This window comes from Clostridium sp. Marseille-Q7071 (assembly GCF_965112025.1).
The window spans coordinates 3,041,073-3,062,717 of record NZ_CBCOPR010000001.1; the positions used below are offsets into that span (position 1 = coordinate 3,041,073).

General features: G+C 29.1%; 18 protein-coding genes and 1 pseudogene. 4 read left to right on the forward strand and 15 right to left on the reverse strand.

From position 1 onward, the window contains the following. Window positions 1–9 precede the first annotated feature (9 nt). From ACWPW7_RS14395 to fosX, 3 genes and pseudogenes are all read left to right on the forward strand, one after another. Window positions 10–702 (forward strand): response regulator transcription factor, encoded by a 693-nt coding sequence (locus ACWPW7_RS14395; protein ID WP_454054069.1) that lies wholly within the window; start codon window positions 10–12, stop codon window positions 700–702. A 2-nt stretch (window positions 703–704) separates the two neighbouring features. Then, the gene (locus ACWPW7_RS14400) at window positions 705–1,931 is read left to right on the forward strand and encodes a sensor histidine kinase (protein WP_454054070.1); all 1,227 of its coding nucleotides are present in this window, start codon (window positions 705–707) and stop codon (window positions 1,929–1,931) included. Between the two features lie 531 nt (window positions 1,932–2,462). Then, window positions 2,463–2,869, forward strand: a pseudogene (gene fosX / locus ACWPW7_RS14405) (FosX/FosE/FosI family fosfomycin resistance hydrolase). A gap of 244 nt (window positions 2,870–3,113) precedes the next feature. Here fosX and ACWPW7_RS14410 read toward each other — a convergent pair. The 14 genes from ACWPW7_RS14410 to purB form a co-directional block, all read right to left on the reverse strand. After that, window positions 3,114–4,133 carry a tyrosine recombinase XerC gene (locus ACWPW7_RS14410; protein ID WP_454054071.1) on the reverse strand — a complete coding sequence of 340 codons (1,020 nt, stop codon included), beginning with the start codon at window positions 4,131–4,133 and terminating at the stop codon, window positions 3,114–3,116. A gap of 244 nt (window positions 4,134–4,377) precedes the next feature. Further along, on the reverse strand, window positions 4,378–6,069 hold the full coding sequence (locus ACWPW7_RS14415; RefSeq protein ID WP_454054072.1) for a proline--tRNA ligase: 1,692 nt from the start codon (window positions 6,067–6,069) through the stop codon (window positions 4,378–4,380). 624 nt (window positions 6,070–6,693) lie between these two features. Then, window positions 6,694–7,629, reverse strand: a complete 936-nt coding sequence (locus ACWPW7_RS14420) for a GTP-binding protein (protein ID WP_454054073.1) — start codon at window positions 7,627–7,629, stop codon at window positions 6,694–6,696. A gap of 75 nt (window positions 7,630–7,704) precedes the next feature. Then, a complete protein-coding gene (locus ACWPW7_RS14425; RefSeq protein ID WP_454054074.1) occupies window positions 7,705–8,145 on the reverse strand; it encodes a C-GCAxxG-C-C family protein in 441 nt (146 codons plus the stop codon). 94 nt (window positions 8,146–8,239) lie between these two features. Next, complete coding sequence (locus ACWPW7_RS14430; protein WP_454054075.1) at window positions 8,240–9,883, reverse strand: FAD-dependent oxidoreductase; 1,644 nt, start codon at window positions 9,881–9,883, stop codon at window positions 8,240–8,242. Window positions 9,884–9,898: 15 nt separating this feature from the next. Next, on the reverse strand, window positions 9,899–10,222 hold the full coding sequence (locus ACWPW7_RS14435) for an ArsR/SmtB family transcription factor (protein WP_454054076.1): 324 nt from the start codon (window positions 10,220–10,222) through the stop codon (window positions 9,899–9,901). Window positions 10,223–10,363: 141 nt separating this feature from the next. Next, window positions 10,364–11,410: an ACR3 family arsenite efflux transporter gene (arsB, locus tag ACWPW7_RS14440; RefSeq protein ID WP_454054077.1), complete on the reverse strand. Its 1,047-nt coding sequence runs from the start codon at window positions 11,408–11,410 to the stop codon at window positions 10,364–10,366. Between the two features lie 135 nt (window positions 11,411–11,545). After that, complete coding sequence (arsA, locus tag ACWPW7_RS14445) at window positions 11,546–13,291, reverse strand: arsenical pump-driving ATPase (RefSeq protein WP_454054078.1); 1,746 nt, start codon at window positions 13,289–13,291, stop codon at window positions 11,546–11,548. Window positions 13,292–13,311: 20 nt separating this feature from the next. Further along, window positions 13,312–13,683, reverse strand: a complete 372-nt coding sequence (gene arsD / locus ACWPW7_RS14450; protein WP_454054079.1) for an arsenite efflux transporter metallochaperone ArsD — start codon at window positions 13,681–13,683, stop codon at window positions 13,312–13,314. A gap of 367 nt (window positions 13,684–14,050) precedes the next feature. Continuing rightward, window positions 14,051–14,236: a hypothetical protein gene (locus ACWPW7_RS14455; RefSeq protein WP_454054080.1), complete on the reverse strand. Its 186-nt coding sequence runs from the start codon at window positions 14,234–14,236 to the stop codon at window positions 14,051–14,053. A gap of 117 nt (window positions 14,237–14,353) precedes the next feature. Then, window positions 14,354–15,259: a 4Fe-4S binding protein gene (locus ACWPW7_RS14460; protein ID WP_454054081.1), complete on the reverse strand. Its 906-nt coding sequence runs from the start codon at window positions 15,257–15,259 to the stop codon at window positions 14,354–14,356. After that, window positions 15,252–16,355: a CD1871A family CXXC motif-containing protein gene (locus ACWPW7_RS14465; RefSeq protein WP_454054082.1), complete on the reverse strand. Its 1,104-nt coding sequence runs from the start codon at window positions 16,353–16,355 to the stop codon at window positions 15,252–15,254. Before ACWPW7_RS14465 ends, ACWPW7_RS14460 begins: the two co-directional genes overlap by 8 nt. A gap of 560 nt (window positions 16,356–16,915) precedes the next feature. After that, window positions 16,916–18,010: a [FeFe] hydrogenase H-cluster radical SAM maturase HydE gene (hydE, locus tag ACWPW7_RS14470; protein WP_454054083.1), complete on the reverse strand. Its 1,095-nt coding sequence runs from the start codon at window positions 18,008–18,010 to the stop codon at window positions 16,916–16,918. 193 nt (window positions 18,011–18,203) lie between these two features. After that, a complete protein-coding gene (gene purB, locus ACWPW7_RS14475) occupies window positions 18,204–19,634 on the reverse strand; it encodes an adenylosuccinate lyase (protein WP_454054084.1) in 1,431 nt (476 codons plus the stop codon). Between the two features lie 309 nt (window positions 19,635–19,943). On the opposite strand from purB, the gene ACWPW7_RS14480 reads away from it, so the two are divergent. Continuing rightward, on the forward strand, window positions 19,944–20,174 hold the full coding sequence (locus ACWPW7_RS14480; protein ID WP_291565691.1) for a DUF378 domain-containing protein: 231 nt from the start codon (window positions 19,944–19,946) through the stop codon (window positions 20,172–20,174). A gap of 63 nt (window positions 20,175–20,237) precedes the next feature. Here ACWPW7_RS14480 and ACWPW7_RS14485 read toward each other — a convergent pair whose 3' ends face one another. Next, window positions 20,238–21,599 carry an MATE family efflux transporter gene (locus tag ACWPW7_RS14485; RefSeq protein ID WP_291565692.1) on the reverse strand — a complete coding sequence of 454 codons (1,362 nt, stop codon included), beginning with the start codon at window positions 21,597–21,599 and terminating at the stop codon, window positions 20,238–20,240. Between the last annotated feature and the right edge of the window lie 46 nt (window positions 21,600–21,645).

Genomic DNA, 21,645 nt, shown 5'->3' on the forward strand with positions numbered 1-21,645 from the left:
TGGATTTTTATGAGTAGAATACTATTTGTAGAAGATGATACAGATTTAGGATATGCCTTAGACTTTTCGTTAATTGATGAAGGTTTTGAAGTAGTGCGAGTTGCTACTATACAGGAGGCAAAGAGTAAATTCAATAAAGGTAACTTTGATTTAATAATTCTTGATGTGAATTTACCAGATGGGAGTGGGTATGATTTCTGCAAGTATGTAAGAGAGAAATCCAAGATACCTATCATATTTCTTACTGCACTAGATGATGAAGTAAATATTGTTATGGGCTTACAAATAGGAGGAAACGACTATTTGACTAAGCCTTTTGGCTTTAGAGAACTGATGGCAAGGATTAAGGTGCAGTTGCGTTCTAAATTAGAAGAATTTAAAAAGGAGAAGGTAATAACCGGAGATATAACTGTTAATATTGTCACAACTCAGGCATTTAAAAAGGATGAATTATTAAGTTTAACGGCATTAGAATATAAGCTGTTAATGTTATTTGTGCATAATCCACTAAAAGCAATGAAACGAGATGAGATTTTGATAAGTATTACTAAGGATGAAGAAGTCTTCTTTGATGAAAATACCTTGTCTGTGTATATAAAACGTCTTAGGGAGAAAATTGAAGATGATCCTAAAAACCCAAAATATATTGTGACTCAGCGTGGAATAGGCTATAGATGGAATGTTGAGGTAAGGAGTGAATAGAAATGAAGAAGATTTTTGTTAATTATGAAGTAAAAAAAAGTACTTTTATTTTAATATCACTTCTTACTGTTTTTATAATTGTTCAATGGATAATGTATGGAGTATATATTAATAATCAAAAACAGGATTATATTGATATAATGGGTAGTGTTATCTATAAAGCCAAAATCACCAATCCAGAATTAGAAAAAGAGCTAATTCCATTAATTACTAATGACATTAATGCTGAAGACAAAGAGGCTGGCAATGCACTTTTAAAAGAATATGGAATAACAACTACACTTGATAACAGCTTATTTCCAAATTTAAGAAATAACTATGGAATTTTGGCTGCCAGTGTAGTTTTTGCATTACTCATATTAATATTGAATTATATGCAGTTTAACTATTTCTTTAATAAGGTAAGAAAAATAACTTTAGCAGCCAACAAAATATTAGATAATGAGTATAGTATGCTAGTTAATGAAGATGAGGAAGGAGATTTTTCAAAATTAGCTATAGCATTTTCTAATATCCGCAGTATTATAAAAAATAACCTTAACTCTACTCAAAGAGAAAAGGAGTATCTTGTGGAGCTTTTACAGAATATATCCCATCAGTTAAAGACACGGCTTGCTACTATGACATTACATAATGATATATTATTATATAGAAAATTAACAGAAGAACAAAGGGTACATTTTTTAGAGAATAACCGAAGTCAGCTTGATAAAATGAATATTATGATAAAAAATATATTAAAGTTAGCAAAATTAGATGCAAGTGCAATAGAATTTTATAAAAAAGATAATGATTTAAATAAAACTATTGAAGAAGTTGTATATGATCTTAGGCGACTGGCTAAGGATGATGATATTGATTTGAATATAAACTGTAATGAACAGATTAATTTATTGCATGATAAATTTTGGATGCAGGAGGCTTTTACTAATATTATAAAAAATTGCATTGACCATACACCACCAAAGGGAACTATTAAAATTAGGTTAAATGATAATCCTGTATATTTTCGAGTTACAATTAAAGATACAGGAGAAGGAATTGCAAGAGAAGACATTCCTAATATTTTCAAAAGATTTTATAAGGCTAAAAATTCAAGCAAAAAAGATTCTGTTGGTATCGGATTAGCAATTTCAAAATCTATCATTGAAGCCCATGATGGATATATTGATGTTAAAAGTAAAAAAGGAGAAGGTACTAGTTTTTTTATAACCTTTATGAAGTATTAAATCCTTTATAGTATCTATATATATATACATAGTTTTATTTACTAACTTACATTTAGTCAAGAGATTTTTTAATAATTATTTAAAGCTATTCCTAGATTTAAATTTTTGTATAGATAAAAAATAAAGAACTCCCTAAAATTAATAGGAAATTCTTTATTTTATCATATTTAACTCCATTTTTCTGCCCATTTTTGAATTTCATCCATATCTAATATTAGATGTCTTTACAAAAAACAAAAAGGCAGTAAATTTCTATCTTAAAATGATTTTATAGTTATAAACGAACATATTCATGAGGATACAAAAGAAATAGTTTAATGTACAATAAAACGTACAATTAGAGAAATACCGTATTATTCAGAAGTGAATATACGGTATCTTTGTTTCGCAATTCAAGGAAATGGTACAATAAAATAATCAAAAAATAATTTATAAATAGAATATATTTTGTCATAATTATATCTTGGATTATCTTCGATTCAATTCATATAGTATTTAAGACAAATAATAATTAAAAGTTAGGTTTTTAATATGATTAAAGGTATTAGTCATATGACATTTATAGTTAAAGATTTAGAAAAATCAACTAAATTTTTCAAAGAAATATTTAATGCTAAAGAAATATATTCTAGTGGCGATGATACATTTTCATTATCAAAAGAAAAATTTTTTTAATTAGTGGAGAGTTATGGATTGCTATAATGGAAGGTGATGAATTACCTAAAAAGACATACAATCATATAGCTCTTAAAGTAGATGATAATGATTTTAAATTGTACAAAAAAAGAGTTTTAGATTTAGGATTAGATATTAAAGAAGGTAGACCTAGAGTTGAAGAAGAGGCTCAATCCTTATATTTCTATGATTACGATAATCATCTATTTGAAATACATACGGGAACATTACGAGAAATACTGAGTAGATATAACCTAAAATAACGAGTATTATTTGTACTCGCGTCATACTTGGAAACCAGATTGCAGGGCAGACATCCACATGCACGTTTTTTAAAAATTGATGAATTCATGCCTACATACACTGTGCTACTAAAGCAATTAAGTTACTTTAGTAGATATTTAAAAGGTATATTAAGTTTTTATCAAAATAAATCCATAGATAGTGGTTTTTGGGACTAAAAAGCCATATACTTTTTCAGTCCCAATTTTATAATTTTAAAGCATTCTAATCCTCATCTGAAAGGGGATTTTTATTTATAGCAGTTCTAAGCCTCTCATCATCAACATGAGTATAAATCTGAGTGGTTGCAATATTTTCATGACCTAATATTTGCTGAAGTGTTCTAACATCTACCTTGCCGTGCTTATGCATTAATGTAGCAGAAGTATGACGAAGCTTATGTGGAGTATACTTATCCTTATCAAGTCCTGCTAATCCTACATATTTTTTAACTATACGTTCAACAGTTCTTTTATTTATTCTTCTATATTTACCACTAATAAATAGGGCATCTTTATCTTCCTTATCAACTCTAAAATTGATTTCATTCCTATGTGGCATATAACGATTTATTGCCTTTAATGAAGCTTTATTTAAATATATAGTTCTTTCTTTATTTCCTTTACCAATTATGGTTAAAGTATCTCCTTTAATTTTAGATATATCTATACTACAAAGTTCAGAAAGTCTTAAACCACAATTTAAAAATAGTGTTATAATACAATAATCTCTTTCAGAATTTTTTTCTCTATTTTGTGCAGCTTGTAATAGATCTTTACTTTCATCTAAAGTTAAATATACAGGACTTCTTTTACCAAGCTTAGGTGACTCTAAGTCTACAGTTATATTAATAGGTAATAACTTTGCTTTTGTAGTTAAATAATTGAAAAATGACTTTAGCGAAGCAACTTTTCTAGCTTTAGCACTTGATTTATTATTTCTTTCTTTTTCTAGAAAGGAGAGATAGCTATAGAAATCCGTTAGTGTAAGATCTTTCAAAAGAGAAAGGTCAATGTCATTAACTGGTATATTATCAAAATCACCATCAAAATTAATAGGTAAGAGATTTTCATGTATTTTTAAAAACTTCAAAAAAAGAGTCAAATCGGAAGTATATGCAGCTATAGTACTTTTAGATACACCTTTAACAGTTAAAAGATAATTTAAATAATCCTTAACAAAAGGGGGAAGCTTATTAAAATTAGATGATTCATATTTAAGTTTATAATTATTATTATAATTCATGTTTTCCTCCAAAATATATGATAATGTCGTGAAACTTACATTTCACGACATAAATATTCTACAAAAGAGAGGTAAAATCCTTTATTTATATTTAAATAGTTATTGTAGTTTAACATAAAAGTATGTGCATTCCCCTCTGATTTGCCCTTTAATCTAATTTATTCAGATTTTTTATTTAATTTTGACATAAAAGTATGTGCAATTTTTTAAAATATGTTTATGCACACACTTTTATGTCATTGAACTACATATTTAATATTTCCTCTATTTCTCTCTCCAGGTCTTCTACTTGGATAATCTTTTTAATTTTCTTATCTCGTGTAGTTATCTCTAGTTGATTAGCTTTTATGTTTCTCTCGCTTACAATAATTCTTAAAGGTACACCAAGTAAATCTGCATCAGCAAATTGTACTCCTGCGGCAACGTTTCTATCATCCATACTTACTTCATATTGATTTTTTAATCTGTTGTAAATATCTTGGCCTACAGACTCCATATCCACTTTTTGGCTCTTAATTACGCAAATATGAATTTGCCATGGTGCAACAGATCTTGGCCAAATTGGACCATTAGCATCTCTATTTGCCTCAATAATACATGCAAGGAGTCTTCCAACACCTATTCCATAACAACCCATAATTGGATTTTTACTTTGGCCATCCCTATCTATATAGGTCATATTCATTGCCTTTGTATACTTAGTGCCAAGCTGGAATATGTTGCCTACTTCAACACCTCTTTTTAGCTTAAGGTTGCCGCCGCATTCTGGACAATTGTCGTTTTCATTAACCTTAGCTACATCATGAAATTCTACTTTACTTAAATCACGTGTAACGCTAAAGCCTTTAATGTGATGGTCAATTTCGTTTGCTCCACATATTAGGTTGTTTTCATCAATTAATGATTTATCAAAAATAATCTGAACCTCATCCTCCTGAAGGCCGTAAGGCCCTATATAACCAAAGACAAGCGTGCTGTCTTCATATTTTGAGTAAGGTAGTATATTTGCCTTTATTAATGATTTCACCTTAGATTCATTGACCTCTAAATCTCCTCTAATAAATACAATGAGAGGTCTATTACTATTCTCAACTTCAAATACAATTGATTTTAATATACGGTTTTCAGAAACATTAAAGAATTTTGCAAGCAAATTAATCTCTTTTATATTTGGTGTGTAAACCTTTAAAGGTTCTTCTTCCTTTGTCTCTTCATGAATAATTGTTGAAGTAGCAACCTCCATGTTTGCCTTATAGCTGCAGTTGTCACATACAACTATTGTATCTTCACCTATATCAGTAAGCAACATGAATTCATGTGCTATCTTACCGCCCATCATTCCTGTATCTGAGCCTACTGAAATAACCTGAGGCAGTCCTACTCTCTCAAATATAGTATGATATGCTTTTAAACATTCTTCATAATATTCCTCAAGGCTTTCCTGAGAAGTGTGAAAGGAGTAGGCATCCTTCATGGTAAATTCTCTAACCCTTATGAGTCCGCCCCTTGACCTTGGTTCATCCCTGAATTTAGTCTGAATCTGATAAATCATAAAAGGATACTTTGCATAAGTAAGTGCTTCAGTTCTTGCCAAGTGTACTGCAGCTTCTTCATGAGTCATTCCAAGAAGCATTGGATGACCTGCCCTGTCTTTCAGTCTTAACAGCTCACTACCTACGCTCTCATACCTTCCTGATTCTTGCCAAAGCTCAGCAGGAAGTACTACAGGAAATAATACTTCCTGCCCTTCAATTTTATCCATTTCCTCACGTATTATATTTTCTATTTTCTTAGCTACTCGTTTTGCAGGCATAAGCATTGAAAATATTCCATTTGAGACTTGCCTTATGTAGCCGCCTCTTAATAAAAATATATGGCTGTCACTGGTAGCATCTGCAGGTGCTTCCTTATACCTCTCTCCTAAAAGTTTACTCATTAACAACTTAATCACCTTTCCTTTCTAAAATAAAAAATCACTATACAAAACCTGTATAGTGATAGTGTATCTACAACACAGGTGCAAGCACAAACAGCACTTGCACCAAATTTTACTAAGGCACAAATGCTTTAACTTGCACTGGGGTTGCTATTTGGTTGTTTGATAGCACAAGATATAAAAAACATTTTTCGTCACCTCTCTAAGAATTAAAACTAGTATAATATTCCAATGCCAAATTTGTCAAGAGATTATATGCGAAAAATGTTATAATTGTCTGATTAGCTCTTCAAATAGTTTTAATTACTATATTCATTTCTTTTAATTCGTTATATCCTACCGTTCTTTATTTCCGTAAAGTTGCGATTAATGAATACTAGTTTACATGGCTGCGTATATCGTACTTTTATGATATATGCAGCCTATAATAAAAAGATGACATAGCCTATAAATTTTAGACTGTGAACAATGTTCTTTGAAAATATAATAATATATTATTTATATACACACCTTTATGTCATTTCACAAATAGTTATAGATAACATAAATAAAATAAATACTTTTTTGTTGGAAAATACCCCTCTCACTATTACATAAGCAAATATAATTTTAACTCCATTAATATTAATTCTTTAATTCCATTTTTTCTCCTATAATCTCATTCCAATTATTAATTATAGGTTTAATTATATTAGGCCCTATTTTTGATATAAATACCAATTGCGAACTTTCTTTAGGTTCACAGGTTTTATAATCTATGTTTTTGCCAACTACATCTACCTGATTCCATCCTTCTTCTAAGTTAAAAAAACCTTTAATTCGATAGCTGTCTACTTTTATAATATCTAAGAATTTTTCAAGCTCACCCTTTTTAACTATTCCATTAAAATTCATAGTTAAGCTTTTAGGCTTAGTCTCTACAGTATTAGTACTTTCTTCTCCTTCAACCCATTTATTTTTTAATAAATCTTTCTTTAAAAAGTCCATACTAAATTCTCCAAATGAACATATCACTATATCACATATTGGATTTATTTTTCTAATCTCTTCTATTACTTTCTGCAATTCACTTTCACTAATTAAATCTACTTTGTTTATTACAGCCATATGGCAATGCTTTAATTGACGATTAACAGTTTCTAAATCTTGAAGCTGTTCTATAAAGTTAACTCCATCAATTAAACATAGTACACCTTTAAAATTATAAACATTCCCTTCTAAATCCTTAACCTCTTCAAGTATTTCTTCTACATTAGAAGGATCTGCAAGTCCTGAACTCTCTACAAATAAATATTTTAAATTTAGTTTAGACATCTCAGCTAATGCCTGTGCAAAAGATGCCTTTAAACAAGAACAAAATATTGAGCCTCTATTTATTTCTACCATTTCAATGTTATCTCTTTTTAATATGGTTCCATCAATACCTAACTTTCCGAATTCGTTTTGAATAACTCCAACCTTCTCTTCTTTTAAAAGCTCCAATAATCTTAAAAGAACAGTAGTTTTACCAGAACCTAAAAATCCAGTTAAAACATATAAGTTAATTTTATCCCCAACCATTTCACTTATCCCCTCTCTATATTCTCATCATAGCTATAAATTAATGTGATTAATTTTTCTTATCATCTTTATCACTTATCTATTTTCTACTATTATTCTTGCTACTTTTTCCGCTACTTCTCCTGTAAAGGCTATGCATTGATTCATATGCTCTCTTGACCCTAACTCCATACCTTTTGTTAAAAATCTACAGCAGAGACTATTGTGTTTTCCTTTAAAATCATCATGTAGCTCTTTACTAAGTTCCATAGCTTTTCCAACCCTAGGGTCTTTTACTTCTTTTCTTCCGAACACCATCCCAAGTGCCATTATTCCACCTGTTATAGCCCCACAAGTACACCCTGATCCTCCCATTCCTACTGGAAACCCTGATGCCATGGCTATAGCATCATCGGAAATTTCTAGTTCAAATTCATCCCTAATAGTTTTAACTACTGCCTCTGAGCAATAAAAATCTCCATTTCTATAATAGTTTTCAGCAATTTCTCTTACCTTATCAAAATCAATATTATTCATTACTTTACCCCCTAAATCATTATTTATCACTGAGATTATATTCTATAAACACCCATATTATAAGATAATATAGGTTAACTCACATTAATATAAGTTACTCTTTATTTTTAATTGCATTATAAAATTTATGTCCTCCTGAAAGATTATAAACCTTTTTAAATCCATAATTAATCAATATATTTTGAGCTGCATTTCCAGTTACACCTTTGTTACAATATGTTATAGTTAGAATATCCTCATCTAAAGTATCAAGTTCATCTCTAAGATTACTATGTGGTATGTTTATTGCTGTATCTACATGCCCCTCATTATATTGTTTATATACTCTTGCATCAACAATTTGAACCTTTTCTCCCTTATTTATTAGATTTCCAACCTCTTTACTAGTAATAATCGGTCTCTCCTTATTAATTGCATTATCTAATATCATCCCTGTATAGTGAACTGGGTCTTTTGTTGTTGAAAAAGGTGGTGCATAAGCTAAATCTAAATGGAAAAGCTCATCAATCTTTGCTCCGTATGTTATTAATGTAGCAAATACATCTATTCTCTTATCAACACCCTCATAACCTATAATTTGTACTCCTAATATTCTCTCTGTTTTCTTATCTGCAATGGCTTTTATAAGCATTTCTCTACCATTAAAATATGTTGGTTTATCAGGCTTAATATTATGGCATATAGCTATATCATACCCTTCATATATTGCTTCTTTTTCAGATAACCCTGTACTTGCAACGGTGATATCAAAAAACTTAAATATTCCTGTACTTAAATTCCCTCTATATTTTAGATTACCATCTGTAACTACATCTCCTGCAATTCTTCCTGTTTTGTTAGCTGTTGAGCCTAGTGGTCTATAAATTGGCTTTCCTGTAACTATTGAAAATGTTTCAATACAGTCTCCACAGGCATATATATCCCTTATGTTTGTTTCCATTTTAGTAGTCACTTTTATAGCTCCAGTAACTCCAATTTCAATTCCAGAATTCTTTGCTAATTCAATATTAGGCCTTACACCTGTAGCCATAATTGTCATATCACACTTTAATTCTTTTCCATTATCTAAAATAGCTTTACCTTCATTTATTTCAACAGTGCTAGTATTTTTTATAATAGTAATATTTCTTTTCTTTAAAGTGTTTTCTAAAAAAGTAGCCATATCTTCATCAAGATTAGGTGTTATTTTATTTTCCTTTTCTACAATAGTTACATTTATCCCATAAGACATTAAATTTTCAAGCATTTCAAAGCCAATAAAACCTGTTCCAGCAATTATTACATGTTGTGGTTTTTTCTCTTCTATAAAGCTCTTAATATTTCTAGCACTTTGAACATTTCTTAAGAAAAATACATTTCCTCTATCTATCCCTTTTATATTAGGCATAAAAGGTTCTGCACCTGTAGCAACAACCAGCTTATCATAGTTATCTATAAAAACTTTATTTGTATGTAAGTTTTTAACTGTAATTTCCTTAGTTTGAGGATTAATATCTAATACTTCATGTCCAATAAAAATATCAATATTATATTTCTTCTTAAAGAATATAGGATCTCTTGGTGTAAGCTCTCCAATATTCTCTATTTCTCCACCTATGTAATAAGGAAGTCCACAACCTGAATAAGATATATCTTTATCTTTCTCATATATAATTATCTCAGCTTTATCGTTGTTTCTACGGGCTTTTGCTGCTGCTGAGGTTCCAGCTGCTACAGCTCCTATAACTAAAATCCTCATAAAAATTTCCACCTTTTATTTACATTCACATTTTGCTTTATCTTTACATATACAGTCATCCGTATCTGTTATAAGATTCATAAAGAATAACACTAATTTATTACAGTTAGACCTGTTTAATGAATAATAATTCCAGATGCCCTCTTTTCTAGAATCTACAATACCACAATCAATTAATACTTTCATATGGTGTGATAGTGTTGGTTGTGTAAAATTAAAGTACTCTAATATATCACAAGCACATCTCTCTCCGCAGGATAGAATATCAATTATTTTTAATCTATTTGGATCAGACACAGCCTTCATAATCTTTGAATTTTCTTCGTAATTTAAACTCATTTAATCACTCCTTATATAGATGTTTGTCTATTCACAATATATACTTTCATATATATTGTGTCAATAATCCCCGGATAAAAACCCACTGTATTAAACAGAGGGTTTTCAATTATAATTTATATCTTATTTGTTAAGACCTACTTATTTAGGAAACCATTCAGTTGTATTATTAGCAATCTTAACAAGCATTAACATTACAGGTACTTCTACAAGAACTCCAACAATTGTAGCAAGTGCTACTGGTGATGTTGTTCCAAATAATGCAATTGCTACCGCTACAGATAATTCAAAAAAGTTAGATGCTCCAATCATACCTGCAGGTGCTGCAACATTATGTGGTAGCTTTAGTATTCTACTTGCTATATATGCAATAAAGAAAATTAAAAATGTTTGTATAATAAGTGGTATTGCAATTAAAATAATATGGAGTGGATTTTCAATGATTACATCTCCTTGGAATGAGAATATAATTATTAATGTTAAAAGCAAGCCTATCACTGTTACATTATTAAACTTACGAATAAACTCCTTTTCAAAATACTCTTTTCCCTTATTTCTAGTAATAAATACTCTTGTTAAAATACCTCCTAATAATGGAATAACTACAAAAAGAACAACTGATAAAATAAGTGTATTCCATGGTACTGATACATCGCTTATTCCTAGTAGAAATTTAACAATAGGTATAAATGCAATAAGAATAATAAGATCATTAGTTGCTACTTGCACAACTGTATATGCAGGATCTCCTTTTGTAAGGTGGCTCCATACAAAAACCATAGCAGTACATGGTGCTGCTCCTAATAATACTGCTCCTGCAAGATAATCCTTTGCAAGATTTGCAGGAATTAATCCTTTAAATATAACATAAAAAAACAATGATGCTATACCAAACATAGTAAATGGCTTAATAAGCCAATTAGTAACCCATGTTATAAATAATCCCTTTGGATTTTTTCTCACATTTTTAATACTTTGAAAATCTACTTTCATCATCATAGGATAAATCATTAACCAAATAAGTATTGCTATTGGAATAGAAACATTAGCATACTCAAACTTGCCTAAAAAGTTTGGAATACCAGGAATAAACTTTCCAATAAGCACACCTAAAACCATACAAGCTATAACCCATACTGTTAAATATCTTTCAAAAAATCCTATTCCAGATGCTTTTTCTTTACTCATACTTATCACTCCTTTTACTGAAACATTTTATTTTTTTATATAATTATATTCCTATAAAATAATTCCTATCTGAGTTTATTATTTTTAAAATTCCACTACAAAGATTTTTTATTGTTTTGTAGTGGAATTTTAGTTCTAATCGATTAACTGATAAAGTTTATCTCCTTTTATTTCTTCTGGCATCCATTCTATAAGTGCAAAGTTTCCTTTTGATATTTCATTAACTTTATTTATCCATTGCACCTCATTACTTGCTTTTACTTTTAAAATATTATTAGTTGTATTAGCTGCATAGAAACTTGAATTAATTACCCACCATTTACTGTGTATGTCAGCTCTTTCTAAATCTTTTTGCAATCTCATAGCTTCATAAACCGGAGTTGTTTCAGCAAGTGTTACAATAATAACCTCTGTTTCCTTTTCATCTCTTAGTTTAGGTAAAAGTTTTTTAACAGACTCTGGAATATCCCCTTGAGAACGTTGTATTTCTTTATGATAGCTTTGAGTTGAATCTAATAGTAACAGTGTGTGACCTGTTGGTGCAGTATCAATAACTACAACTTCATTTTCTGATCTTTCTACTATTTCAGCAAATGCTCTAAACACTGCAATCTCTTGAGTACAAGGAGATCTTAAATCTTCTTCTATATAAGCAATATCATCTTCACTCATAGTTTCCCTAGCTTTACTTAGTACCTCTTCCTTATACTTTTCAAGCTCTTTCTTTTCATCAATATTACTTAATGTAATACCACAACCATCTTCTAACACAAACTTTAAATGTGCTGCTGGATCAGTAGTTGTCAAATGAACTTTCTTACCTTTTTTATTAAGTCCTAATGCAATTGCAGCAGCTATAGTAGTTTTACCTACTCCACCTTTACCCATCGTAAATATTACTTTTTTGTCATTGGTATATAAGTCCTCTATTACATCATTTAACTTAGAAATGTTAGTAACATTTAGCTTCTCGCTATTAAATCTAACATTGCTTTCTTTTAAAAATGACCTTACATTTTCAATACCTGTTACATTATAAGGTCTTAATGGAATCTCAAAGGTTTCAATATTTTTAATTCCTTTTGGTATGTCCTTTAGCGCATCCTGCTGCTTATTATAAATGGCAGTTGAAAGAGAATCATCATGTTCTTTAAGAAGTCCATTTATAACTAAAATTTGATTATTAACCCCTATATCCTGAAGTTCTCTAGATGCTCTTTCTGCTTCTTTTAATGGTGAAGCTTCTGGGCGTGATACAAGAATAAGGGTAGTTTTATCTTTATTGGCTAGAGTAGCAACAGCACTTTTATAAACTTCCTTTTTACTTTCTAACCCTGAAAGCTGCCCAAGACATGATGCACCGTGAGTGTTTTCACTAATAAAATTACTCCAAGCAGAAGGAAGTTGAAGCATTCTAAGAGTATGGCCTGTTGGGGCTGTATCAAATATAATATGATCATATTCCTCTTCTGCTTTTTCATCAGTTATAAAACTTGAAAACTCATTAAATGCAGCTATTTCAACAGTACATGAGCCTGAAAGTTGCTCTTCCATATTATTTATAACAGTTTGCGGTAATTTTCCTCTATATGGAGCTATTACACTTTCTCTATATTCAGCGGCTGCTTCCTCAGGATCAAAATTCGCAACAACTAGATTTTCCACTTCTTTTATAGCGACACCTTTATTAGTCAGTTCAGTATTAAAAACATCTTGAAGATTTGAAGCTGGGTCAGTGCTTATGAGCATAATCTTCTTACCTTCATCAGCTAAGGCTACTGCCGTTGCACATGCTGTTGAAGTTTTCCCAACTCCTCCTTTTCCAGTAAAAAATAAATACTTAGTTAGATTTATATCTGATACTTTAAAATTTCTAAACATTTGTATCCCTCTTTTCTATATTAACAACATCCACCATCACAACAACAATTATTAGATTTTATTTTGATTGTAGTTTTTAAATAATCTTCTGGTATATCTAGTAATTTAGAAAATTCCTCATTAGTTGGATAAGCTTTTGTTTTTACAACCTCACCATCCACCATTATTACTGGAAGCACTTCTACTCCATGTTTGTTTAAAATTTCATTTATTACTTTATTATCAACAAATATCTGCGGATTGCTAGTAAGGTTATACCTCTCAACTAATATTCCTTTGTTTTTCAAATTGTTTAATACAATTGAAACTCTTAATAATTCTGGATCTACACTTGGGCCACAAACCCCTGTCGAACAGCACATAGCTGGGTCAAATATAATCATTTTTTTCATATTAATTCACTCCTTCTATTAAATGAAATGTATTTTTATCTGTATAAGTAACAATGCTTATTTGTCTAAATCGTATAACATTTCAACTATTTTTAAATATTATTCATACCTTAAATTAACTTTAATCAACCATTACATAGATGACTGTCTATGTATATAATATAGACTATTATCTATATGTTGTCAATATACACTTTAAAAAATAAGGAATAATAACTCTACACATATATAATTATCTATTTATATACTCATATTATGTTAATAGCTAAATATTGTTAATAAAAAAATATTAGATGTAGTAAAATTAATATTAAAGATACTACATCTAATATTCTTTTATTATCTAAATTGAATTAAATTTTTAATATTAATTTTTAATATTAAAGACCATCAGATTCGCTTCTTGATTATTTTTATTATATTTAACAACAAAATCTACTAATGGAGGAGCAATAACTGATTTAAAGTCTATTACATCATTCGGCCTTGACTCTTTCATACGTATAGCATAGGAAACCCAATTTTTATAATGTTTTATATTTAATCTATACAATAACTTTTATATTAATTAAAACTTTATTATTCTTATTTTTTAGATATAATTTCAATTTCTTGTTCTTGTAGATTGACTTAAACTATATTGATTTCATTTTAATTCATCATCTATTTTTTAATCCCCATTTTTTACCACAGATTCCTTAACTACATCAATATCATCGGCTCTCAGCTTATTTACATTTAAGATTTTAAAATTTAAATCCTTTTTTATAGACTTTGTAGGACATGTTTTTATACACTCCCCACACCTAATACATTCAGAGCTATTAGGATTTTTATAAACTTCTATATTCATTTTACATTTATATGTGCAAGCATTACAGCTTGTACATTTATTTTTATCTACTTCATATTTATAGAAACTTACTCTATTAAATAATGAGTAAAATGCTCCTAATGGACATATATATCTACAAAACGGTCTATATATAAATATTGATGCTATAATAATGATAATTAGCAAAAATATCTTCCAGGCAAATAAGTATCCTATAGCTCCCCTTAAAGATTTATTTAATGAAATTAACGGTATTCCACCTTCTAATGTTCCTGCCGGACATATATATTCACAAAAATAAGGAGGACTTATTCCAAATTCATTTACTAAAAATATAGGTAATATTATAACAAATAATGCTAATATAATATATTTTAGATATTTAAGTACATTATTTACTTTTTGATTTACATTTATCTTTTTAGAAGGTATTTTATATAATAGATCCTGAATAAGACCAAAGGGACATAACCACCCACATATAAATCTACCAAATATAATACCAAATAAAGACATAAGTCCAACTATATATAATGAAAGATTATACTTTATGGTTCCAATAACAGCCTGTAAAGAACCTATAGGGCAAGATCCTAGAGCTCCAGGGCAAGAATAACAGTTTAGACCTGGAACACAGATTTTTTTTGTATTTCCTCTAAATATATTACCTTCTAAAAATCCATTTATGTTTGCATTTGTAGTTATAGCTGCAATAATTTGTGTTATCCTTCTTTTATCCAATTCCTATACACTCCAGACATATGTTTATTGCCTTTTTTAATACAATTCTTACTTCATTTCTATATATCCCAGTGAAAATGAATAAAATACTCGTAATTAAGATACTATATTTTATAAGTATTTCACTTTTATTGAATTTACTTATATTCATAGATTTCACATCCTTTATTGATATATAAATTCTACTTGTGATATCTACCTCACCTATTATAAGATGAGGTAGTAGTTTTAATCTATCTTCAATTTTTCTCTTAAACTCTTCTTTGCTATTAGAGCCTACTAAAAAGTCTCCAATAATATTTCCTTCACTATCAACAAAAAATGTAGTAGGAACTCCCGAAATATCTTTTAATATATTATTTTTAATACTTTCATCTGGAATAATATTAGTATACTTTACAGCTTTTTTTGATAAAATTTTCTTAGCTAATTCTTCATTGTCTTCATCTGGCGTATCTGAAATAAGACCAATCACATTAATCTTCTCACCTTTAACTTCCTCATAAAGCTTTTGAATATCCGGCATTTCTTCTATACATGGTCCACAATATGTAGCCCATATATTTACCATTGTAAGCTTGCTATCCTTAAGAATACTACTATCTATTTCTTTACCATCTATAGTTTTAGTTTTAAATTCGAATTTCTTATATTTGCTTAATTTTTCTTTTTCCGATACTGGTTTAAATACTTTAATTAAACTTTTAAATTCTTTAATTTCTCCATGTATTTCTTCATAGTCTTTCTTAGATTTTTCTGATAAACCATTAATATCAGGCTTATTATTATATAATAAATAAAATTCAAGATTGCCCTCTTTACCTATTAAATCTCTATTTTCATATTTTGAGAATAATTCTTTTTGAACTTTGCCTTCTGCTTTGCTCTTATCTATACTTACTACAGTACATAATTCTTTAAACTCTTTAGTTAAATCCATAATTTCTGCTGCAATTTCTTTGATTTTTGCTTTGTCTGTTTCCGGAATTTTCTCTGAATCCTTATTTAATTTTTGCGCCTTATCCATAGTCTCATCAAGTATAAAACTAATGATTAGCTGTCCTTCTACATTTTCTTCTGGTAAGGTTCCATACATATCTATATTTCTTTCTTTCGCTTCCCACTTATTAGGTAGCTTGAATTCAATTCCTAACTCTTCAAATTTTCTTTCTGCATTTTCTTTTGTAGTATCTGTTTTTTTAATTTTATTTTTAGATTGTTTTGAATCTCCTCCTGTAGACTTATTGCACCCTACCAGCGATATATAAAGTATTAATTCCCCTTTATTTTTTATATTGTATTTTCATACTGCTTAATAACTTATATTACAAATATTACAAAAATAACTTTAAGAAAATTATAATTAAACCTTAAGATTTCTTAAGATTACAGTTTAATAAAACTAAGTACGGAAGGTAAACTTTTCTTATCTTCTTTTGTTAATAGATAAAATAAAAAGCTGTTAACAAACATGCTTTGTTAACAGCTTTTAAATAATAATTTATTTAAAATTTTAAAATGATCCTTTTTTCATGTCTATAATCTACATTATCATAAGGATTCTTTGACGCCTATTCTATCTCCTATCCCCTATTTCAATCCCATCTTTAACAAGTGTTTTAATTTTTTTATATCAAAATTATTAAATACTTCCATCTATAATATTGTAATAGTTTTTGGATATGTTTTTTCTCTTTCATTTGTACTAGTAGAAATATCATTATAATCACCACGCGACTCCACAATCTCATAGCCTATTGAAGCTACACGATTTCTCAAACAAACATTACATTCTGCCGCTTCTTCCCCAGTACATATTTTATTATCATATAAATCATATTTTTTTCTAACACTTACAGGAGATAGATTTGGCATCAATACATTAGCTCCGGACAATATTCCCTTTTCTCTACCTTTACTATCAAGGGTCCCAAGTGCAGTTGTTGCTGGAATGAGAGCTTTTGGAAGCATTAGTCTTAAAAGTCCTATTAAAAATAAAGTTAAATCAACACTGCCTGATGGAAATTTTGCAAATTTTGTATCTTTATGTGAAACAAAAGGACCTATTCCTACCATATGAGGAGATAATTCTTTGATAAATAACAAATCATCAGCTATGTGCTCTGCTGTTTGGTAAGGTGAGCCAACCATAAATCCAGTACCTATTTGATATCCAATTTCTTTTAAATTATATAAGCAATTTTTCCTGTTCTCTAAAGAAAGTTTATTGGGATGGAGCATTTCATAATGCGCTTTATTAGCTGTTTCATGTCTAAGTAAATATCGGTCTGCTCCTGCTTTAAAATACTTTAAGTAACTTTCATAATTTTTTTCCCCCATTGAAAGTGTTATAGCACAATCAGGATAGCTCTTTCTAATATTACTAACAATATCAACTATTATATCGTCAGTAAAAGCACCATCTTCTCCACCTTGTAAAACAAATGTACGGAAACCTAACTTATATCCTGTTCCACAACATGACAATATTTCTTCCTTATTAAGTCTATATCTATTAGAATTTCTATTACTTCTTCTTATTCCACAATAATAACAATCATTTTTGCAGTAATTCGTAAACTCGATTAGTCCTCTAAGATAAATATCCTTTCCAAAGTGTTTCTCACTCAAATATCTAGATCTTTTAAAAAGGTATTCACTAACTTCAGCATTAATATTTTCTATCAAAAATATGAACTCTTCTTTTTCTAAGTTATTTGTCTTATATAATTTATCAATTAAATCCTTCATATATTTTTATTCTCACTCCTCTTAATCTACTAGTTTATTTTTTATATCCTCTTTTATATTTTATAATCTTAACTTCTATGTAATAAGATTATATACAAAAAAGTGGATTCTTGGGAATCCACTTTTGCAATGTTATATAAAATTTTATTTTTATATACTCTTTAATTTCTATGAGTATACATTATTATAAGCTCTATACGTTTATTTCAATACTTTCTCCTAATAATTCTCTATTGGATTCTAATATTGGATTAACAATTTCTTGAATGAAATCATCAACTTGACCACTAGCTCTACCAGTAAATTTGCTTGGATCTATAATTAAAAGAATTTCATCTTTTGTAAGGTTAAAGCTATCATCTTCTATAATCCTTTGAATTAAGTCATTGCTCTCCCCTTCTTCTTTAACTTTCCTTGCTGCATCCATAGAATGAATTCTTATTCTTTCATGTAATTCTTGTCTATCGCCACCACGTTTTACAGCCTCCATTAATATGTTTTCCGTTGCCATAAATGGCAGTTCGTTGTTAACGTGAGATGCTATTACTTTAGGATATACAACCATATTTTCTGTTATATTTAAGTATAAGTTTAAAACTCCATCTAAAGCTAAGAAACCTTCTGCTACCGATATCCTCTTATTAGCAGAGTCATCTAATGTTCTTTCAAACCATTGAGTTCCTGCAGTTATAGCTGGATTTAATGAATTTATTATAATATATCTTGAAAGTGCACTTATTCTTTCACTTCTCATAGGATTTCTCTTATAAGCCATAGCAGATGAGCCTATTTGATTTTTTTCAAAGGGTTCCTCCATTTCTTTCATATTCTGAAGTATTCTTAAATCATTACTAAACTTATATGCACTTTGAGCAATTTCTGATAAGGTATTTAAAATTATAGAATCTAATTTTCTTGAATAAGTTTGACCTGTTACTGGGTAAGAAGCCTTAAACTTCATTTTTTCACAAACTATCTTATCTAATTTTTTAACTTTATCTTCATCGTTATTAAATAAAGCCATAAAACTAGCTTGTGTTCCTGTAGTTCCTTTTACTCCTCTAAATTTCATATTTTCAATAACAAAATCTAGATTTTCTAAATCCATCAATAGTTCTTGAATCCATAATGTAGCTCTTTTTCCCACTGTAGTTAATTGAGCTGGCTGCAAATGTGTAAAGCCTAAGGTAGGCATATCCTTATACTTCATAGCAAAAATACTTAATTGATTAATTACATTAATAAGCTTTTTTCTAATTAAATATAAGGCTTCTCGCATAACTATAAGATCTGTATTATCTCCTACGTAACAGCTAGTAGCTCCTAAATGTATAATTCCCTTTGCCTTTGACGCTACTAAACCATAAGCATACACATGACTCATAACATCATGACGTATTTCCTTTTCTTTTGCTTCTGCCGCTGCAAAATCTATATTATCTATATTTTCTTTTAGCTCATTTATTTGCTCTTCCGTAATATTAAGACCTAATTCCTTCTCTCCTTCTGCTAGTGCAATCCAAAGTTTCCTCCAAGTCTTAAATTTCATTTCATCTGAGAATATGTATGACATTTCTTTTGAAGAATATCTTTTATTAAATGGTGAACTATATAAATTTCTCATAGTTTCCTCCGTACTTAATTTATTATTATTATAATATCATTCATATTATAACATACTTAATATAAAAAAGTAATATATTTGTTCGTGTTTAATTCGTTCTAAAACACTATTTAAAACATATATTTATATAGGGTATATTAAAGAAAATAATTAGTCAAATATGCGAAATATATTTTGCATCAGGTTTTCATGATAGTCCAGCTATCATGGAGTTCTAGTGACGCAGTATAACGAAAAATAGACGAGCGTACTGACTAGTTATTTTTGAATATTCCTGAACATATAAATATCAGTTTTAGGGGGAATATTATGTATAGAGTCAATTTATTAGACAAAATTTCCTTTGTATTAGTAATAATTGGTGCTTTTAATTGGGGATTAGTTGGATTATTTAATTTCAATTTAATAGCGAAATTCTTTTCATTAATTCCATCACCATCTATTACTGTATTTTTAAGTAGACTTGTATATATTTTAGTTGGACTAGCTGCAGTAAACATATTAAAATTCTTTATGACTTGTTACAAATCAAATAAATAATTAAAGAAAGTCTATGCATATTATATGTATAGACTTTCTTATTTTATACTATTTTAAAGTTTTTTAAATATCTTTTACTAAATTGCGTATCCATTTTTTAGAAAAAAGCCTTGGAAAGCAAAAAGATATTTTAACTATCTCTTCTAGGTACACTAACGAAACTATAAGTTCTATAGGCAATTTAAATACTAAGGCGCCCAAAAATGCAATAGGAACTCCCACTAGCCAAACCCCGCTCATCTCAAGAATTAATGAGTATTTTGTATCTCCTCCACTTCTCAATATTCCTACAATGAACAGTGAAGTTATCATTCTAAAAGGTATAACAAAGGAGAATACTCTAAGTATTATCTTAGCACTACGAATAACTTCTGGTGATACGTTATACATTGAAACTACTGATGATGAGAAAATAAACAATAATGCACCTATGAGTATTCCCAGTGAAAAGCTTACTTTAATAAACCTTTTAGCAAAAGTCATAGCATTTTCTTCTCTATTAGCACCAATTTCATTTCCTATCATTACAGCACAAGCATTAGCAAGTCCAAAAGCCGCTACAGTAAATATATTTTGAACTGTACCTGCAATTTGAAAAGTTGCTAGTGCATTAGTACTAATTTTTGCATAGGCTACAGAATACATAGTTATACCTAAAGACCAAAATATCTCATTTATTACTACAGGATATATAGTCTTAATTATGTTAAATATAAATTCCTTACTTAAATCGCAAAATTCCTTCAGCTTACCAGCTAAAGCAGTTTTTCTTGTATATGTAACAGATAGAATTAGTACCATCTCAATTACTCTTGCTATAACCGTAGCTATAGCTGCACCTTTAACTCCTAAAACGGGAAAGCCTAATTTACCAAATATAAGTACTGCATTAAAAACGGTATTACATATTAGTGCAACTGCACTAGTAACCATAGGTAATTTGGCTCTTCCTATACTTCTTGATGCAAAAGAAAATGCAAAGCTAATGGCAGTTATTATGTAACTCCACCCTACAATTTTCAAATAATCTGCTCCTAATGAAATAACCATACTATCCTTAGTAAAAAAGCTCATAACTTTTTCAGGAAATATCAATGCTACTATTGTAAAGAATACCGCTCCTAAGCTACCTAAGATTATACATAATCCTAATACTTTTCTTATACTTTTAACATCTCTCTTCCCCCAAAATTGAGCTATAAATATAGCACATCCACTATTTAATCCAAAAATAAATAAGGAGAATAAAAAATAAAATTGATTTGCAAGACCTACAGATGCAATTTGTGCTTCTCCTAATTTTCCAATCATCATAGTATCAACCATATTTAATGATGATGATATTAAATTTTGAATCATAATTGGAAGTGCTAAAGATAACATTGTCTTATAAAACCTTCTCTTGTTATCTAAGCTATTCTCCATATGTCACTTCCTCCCCAAATAAAATATATGTAACTTTTCCCAATAT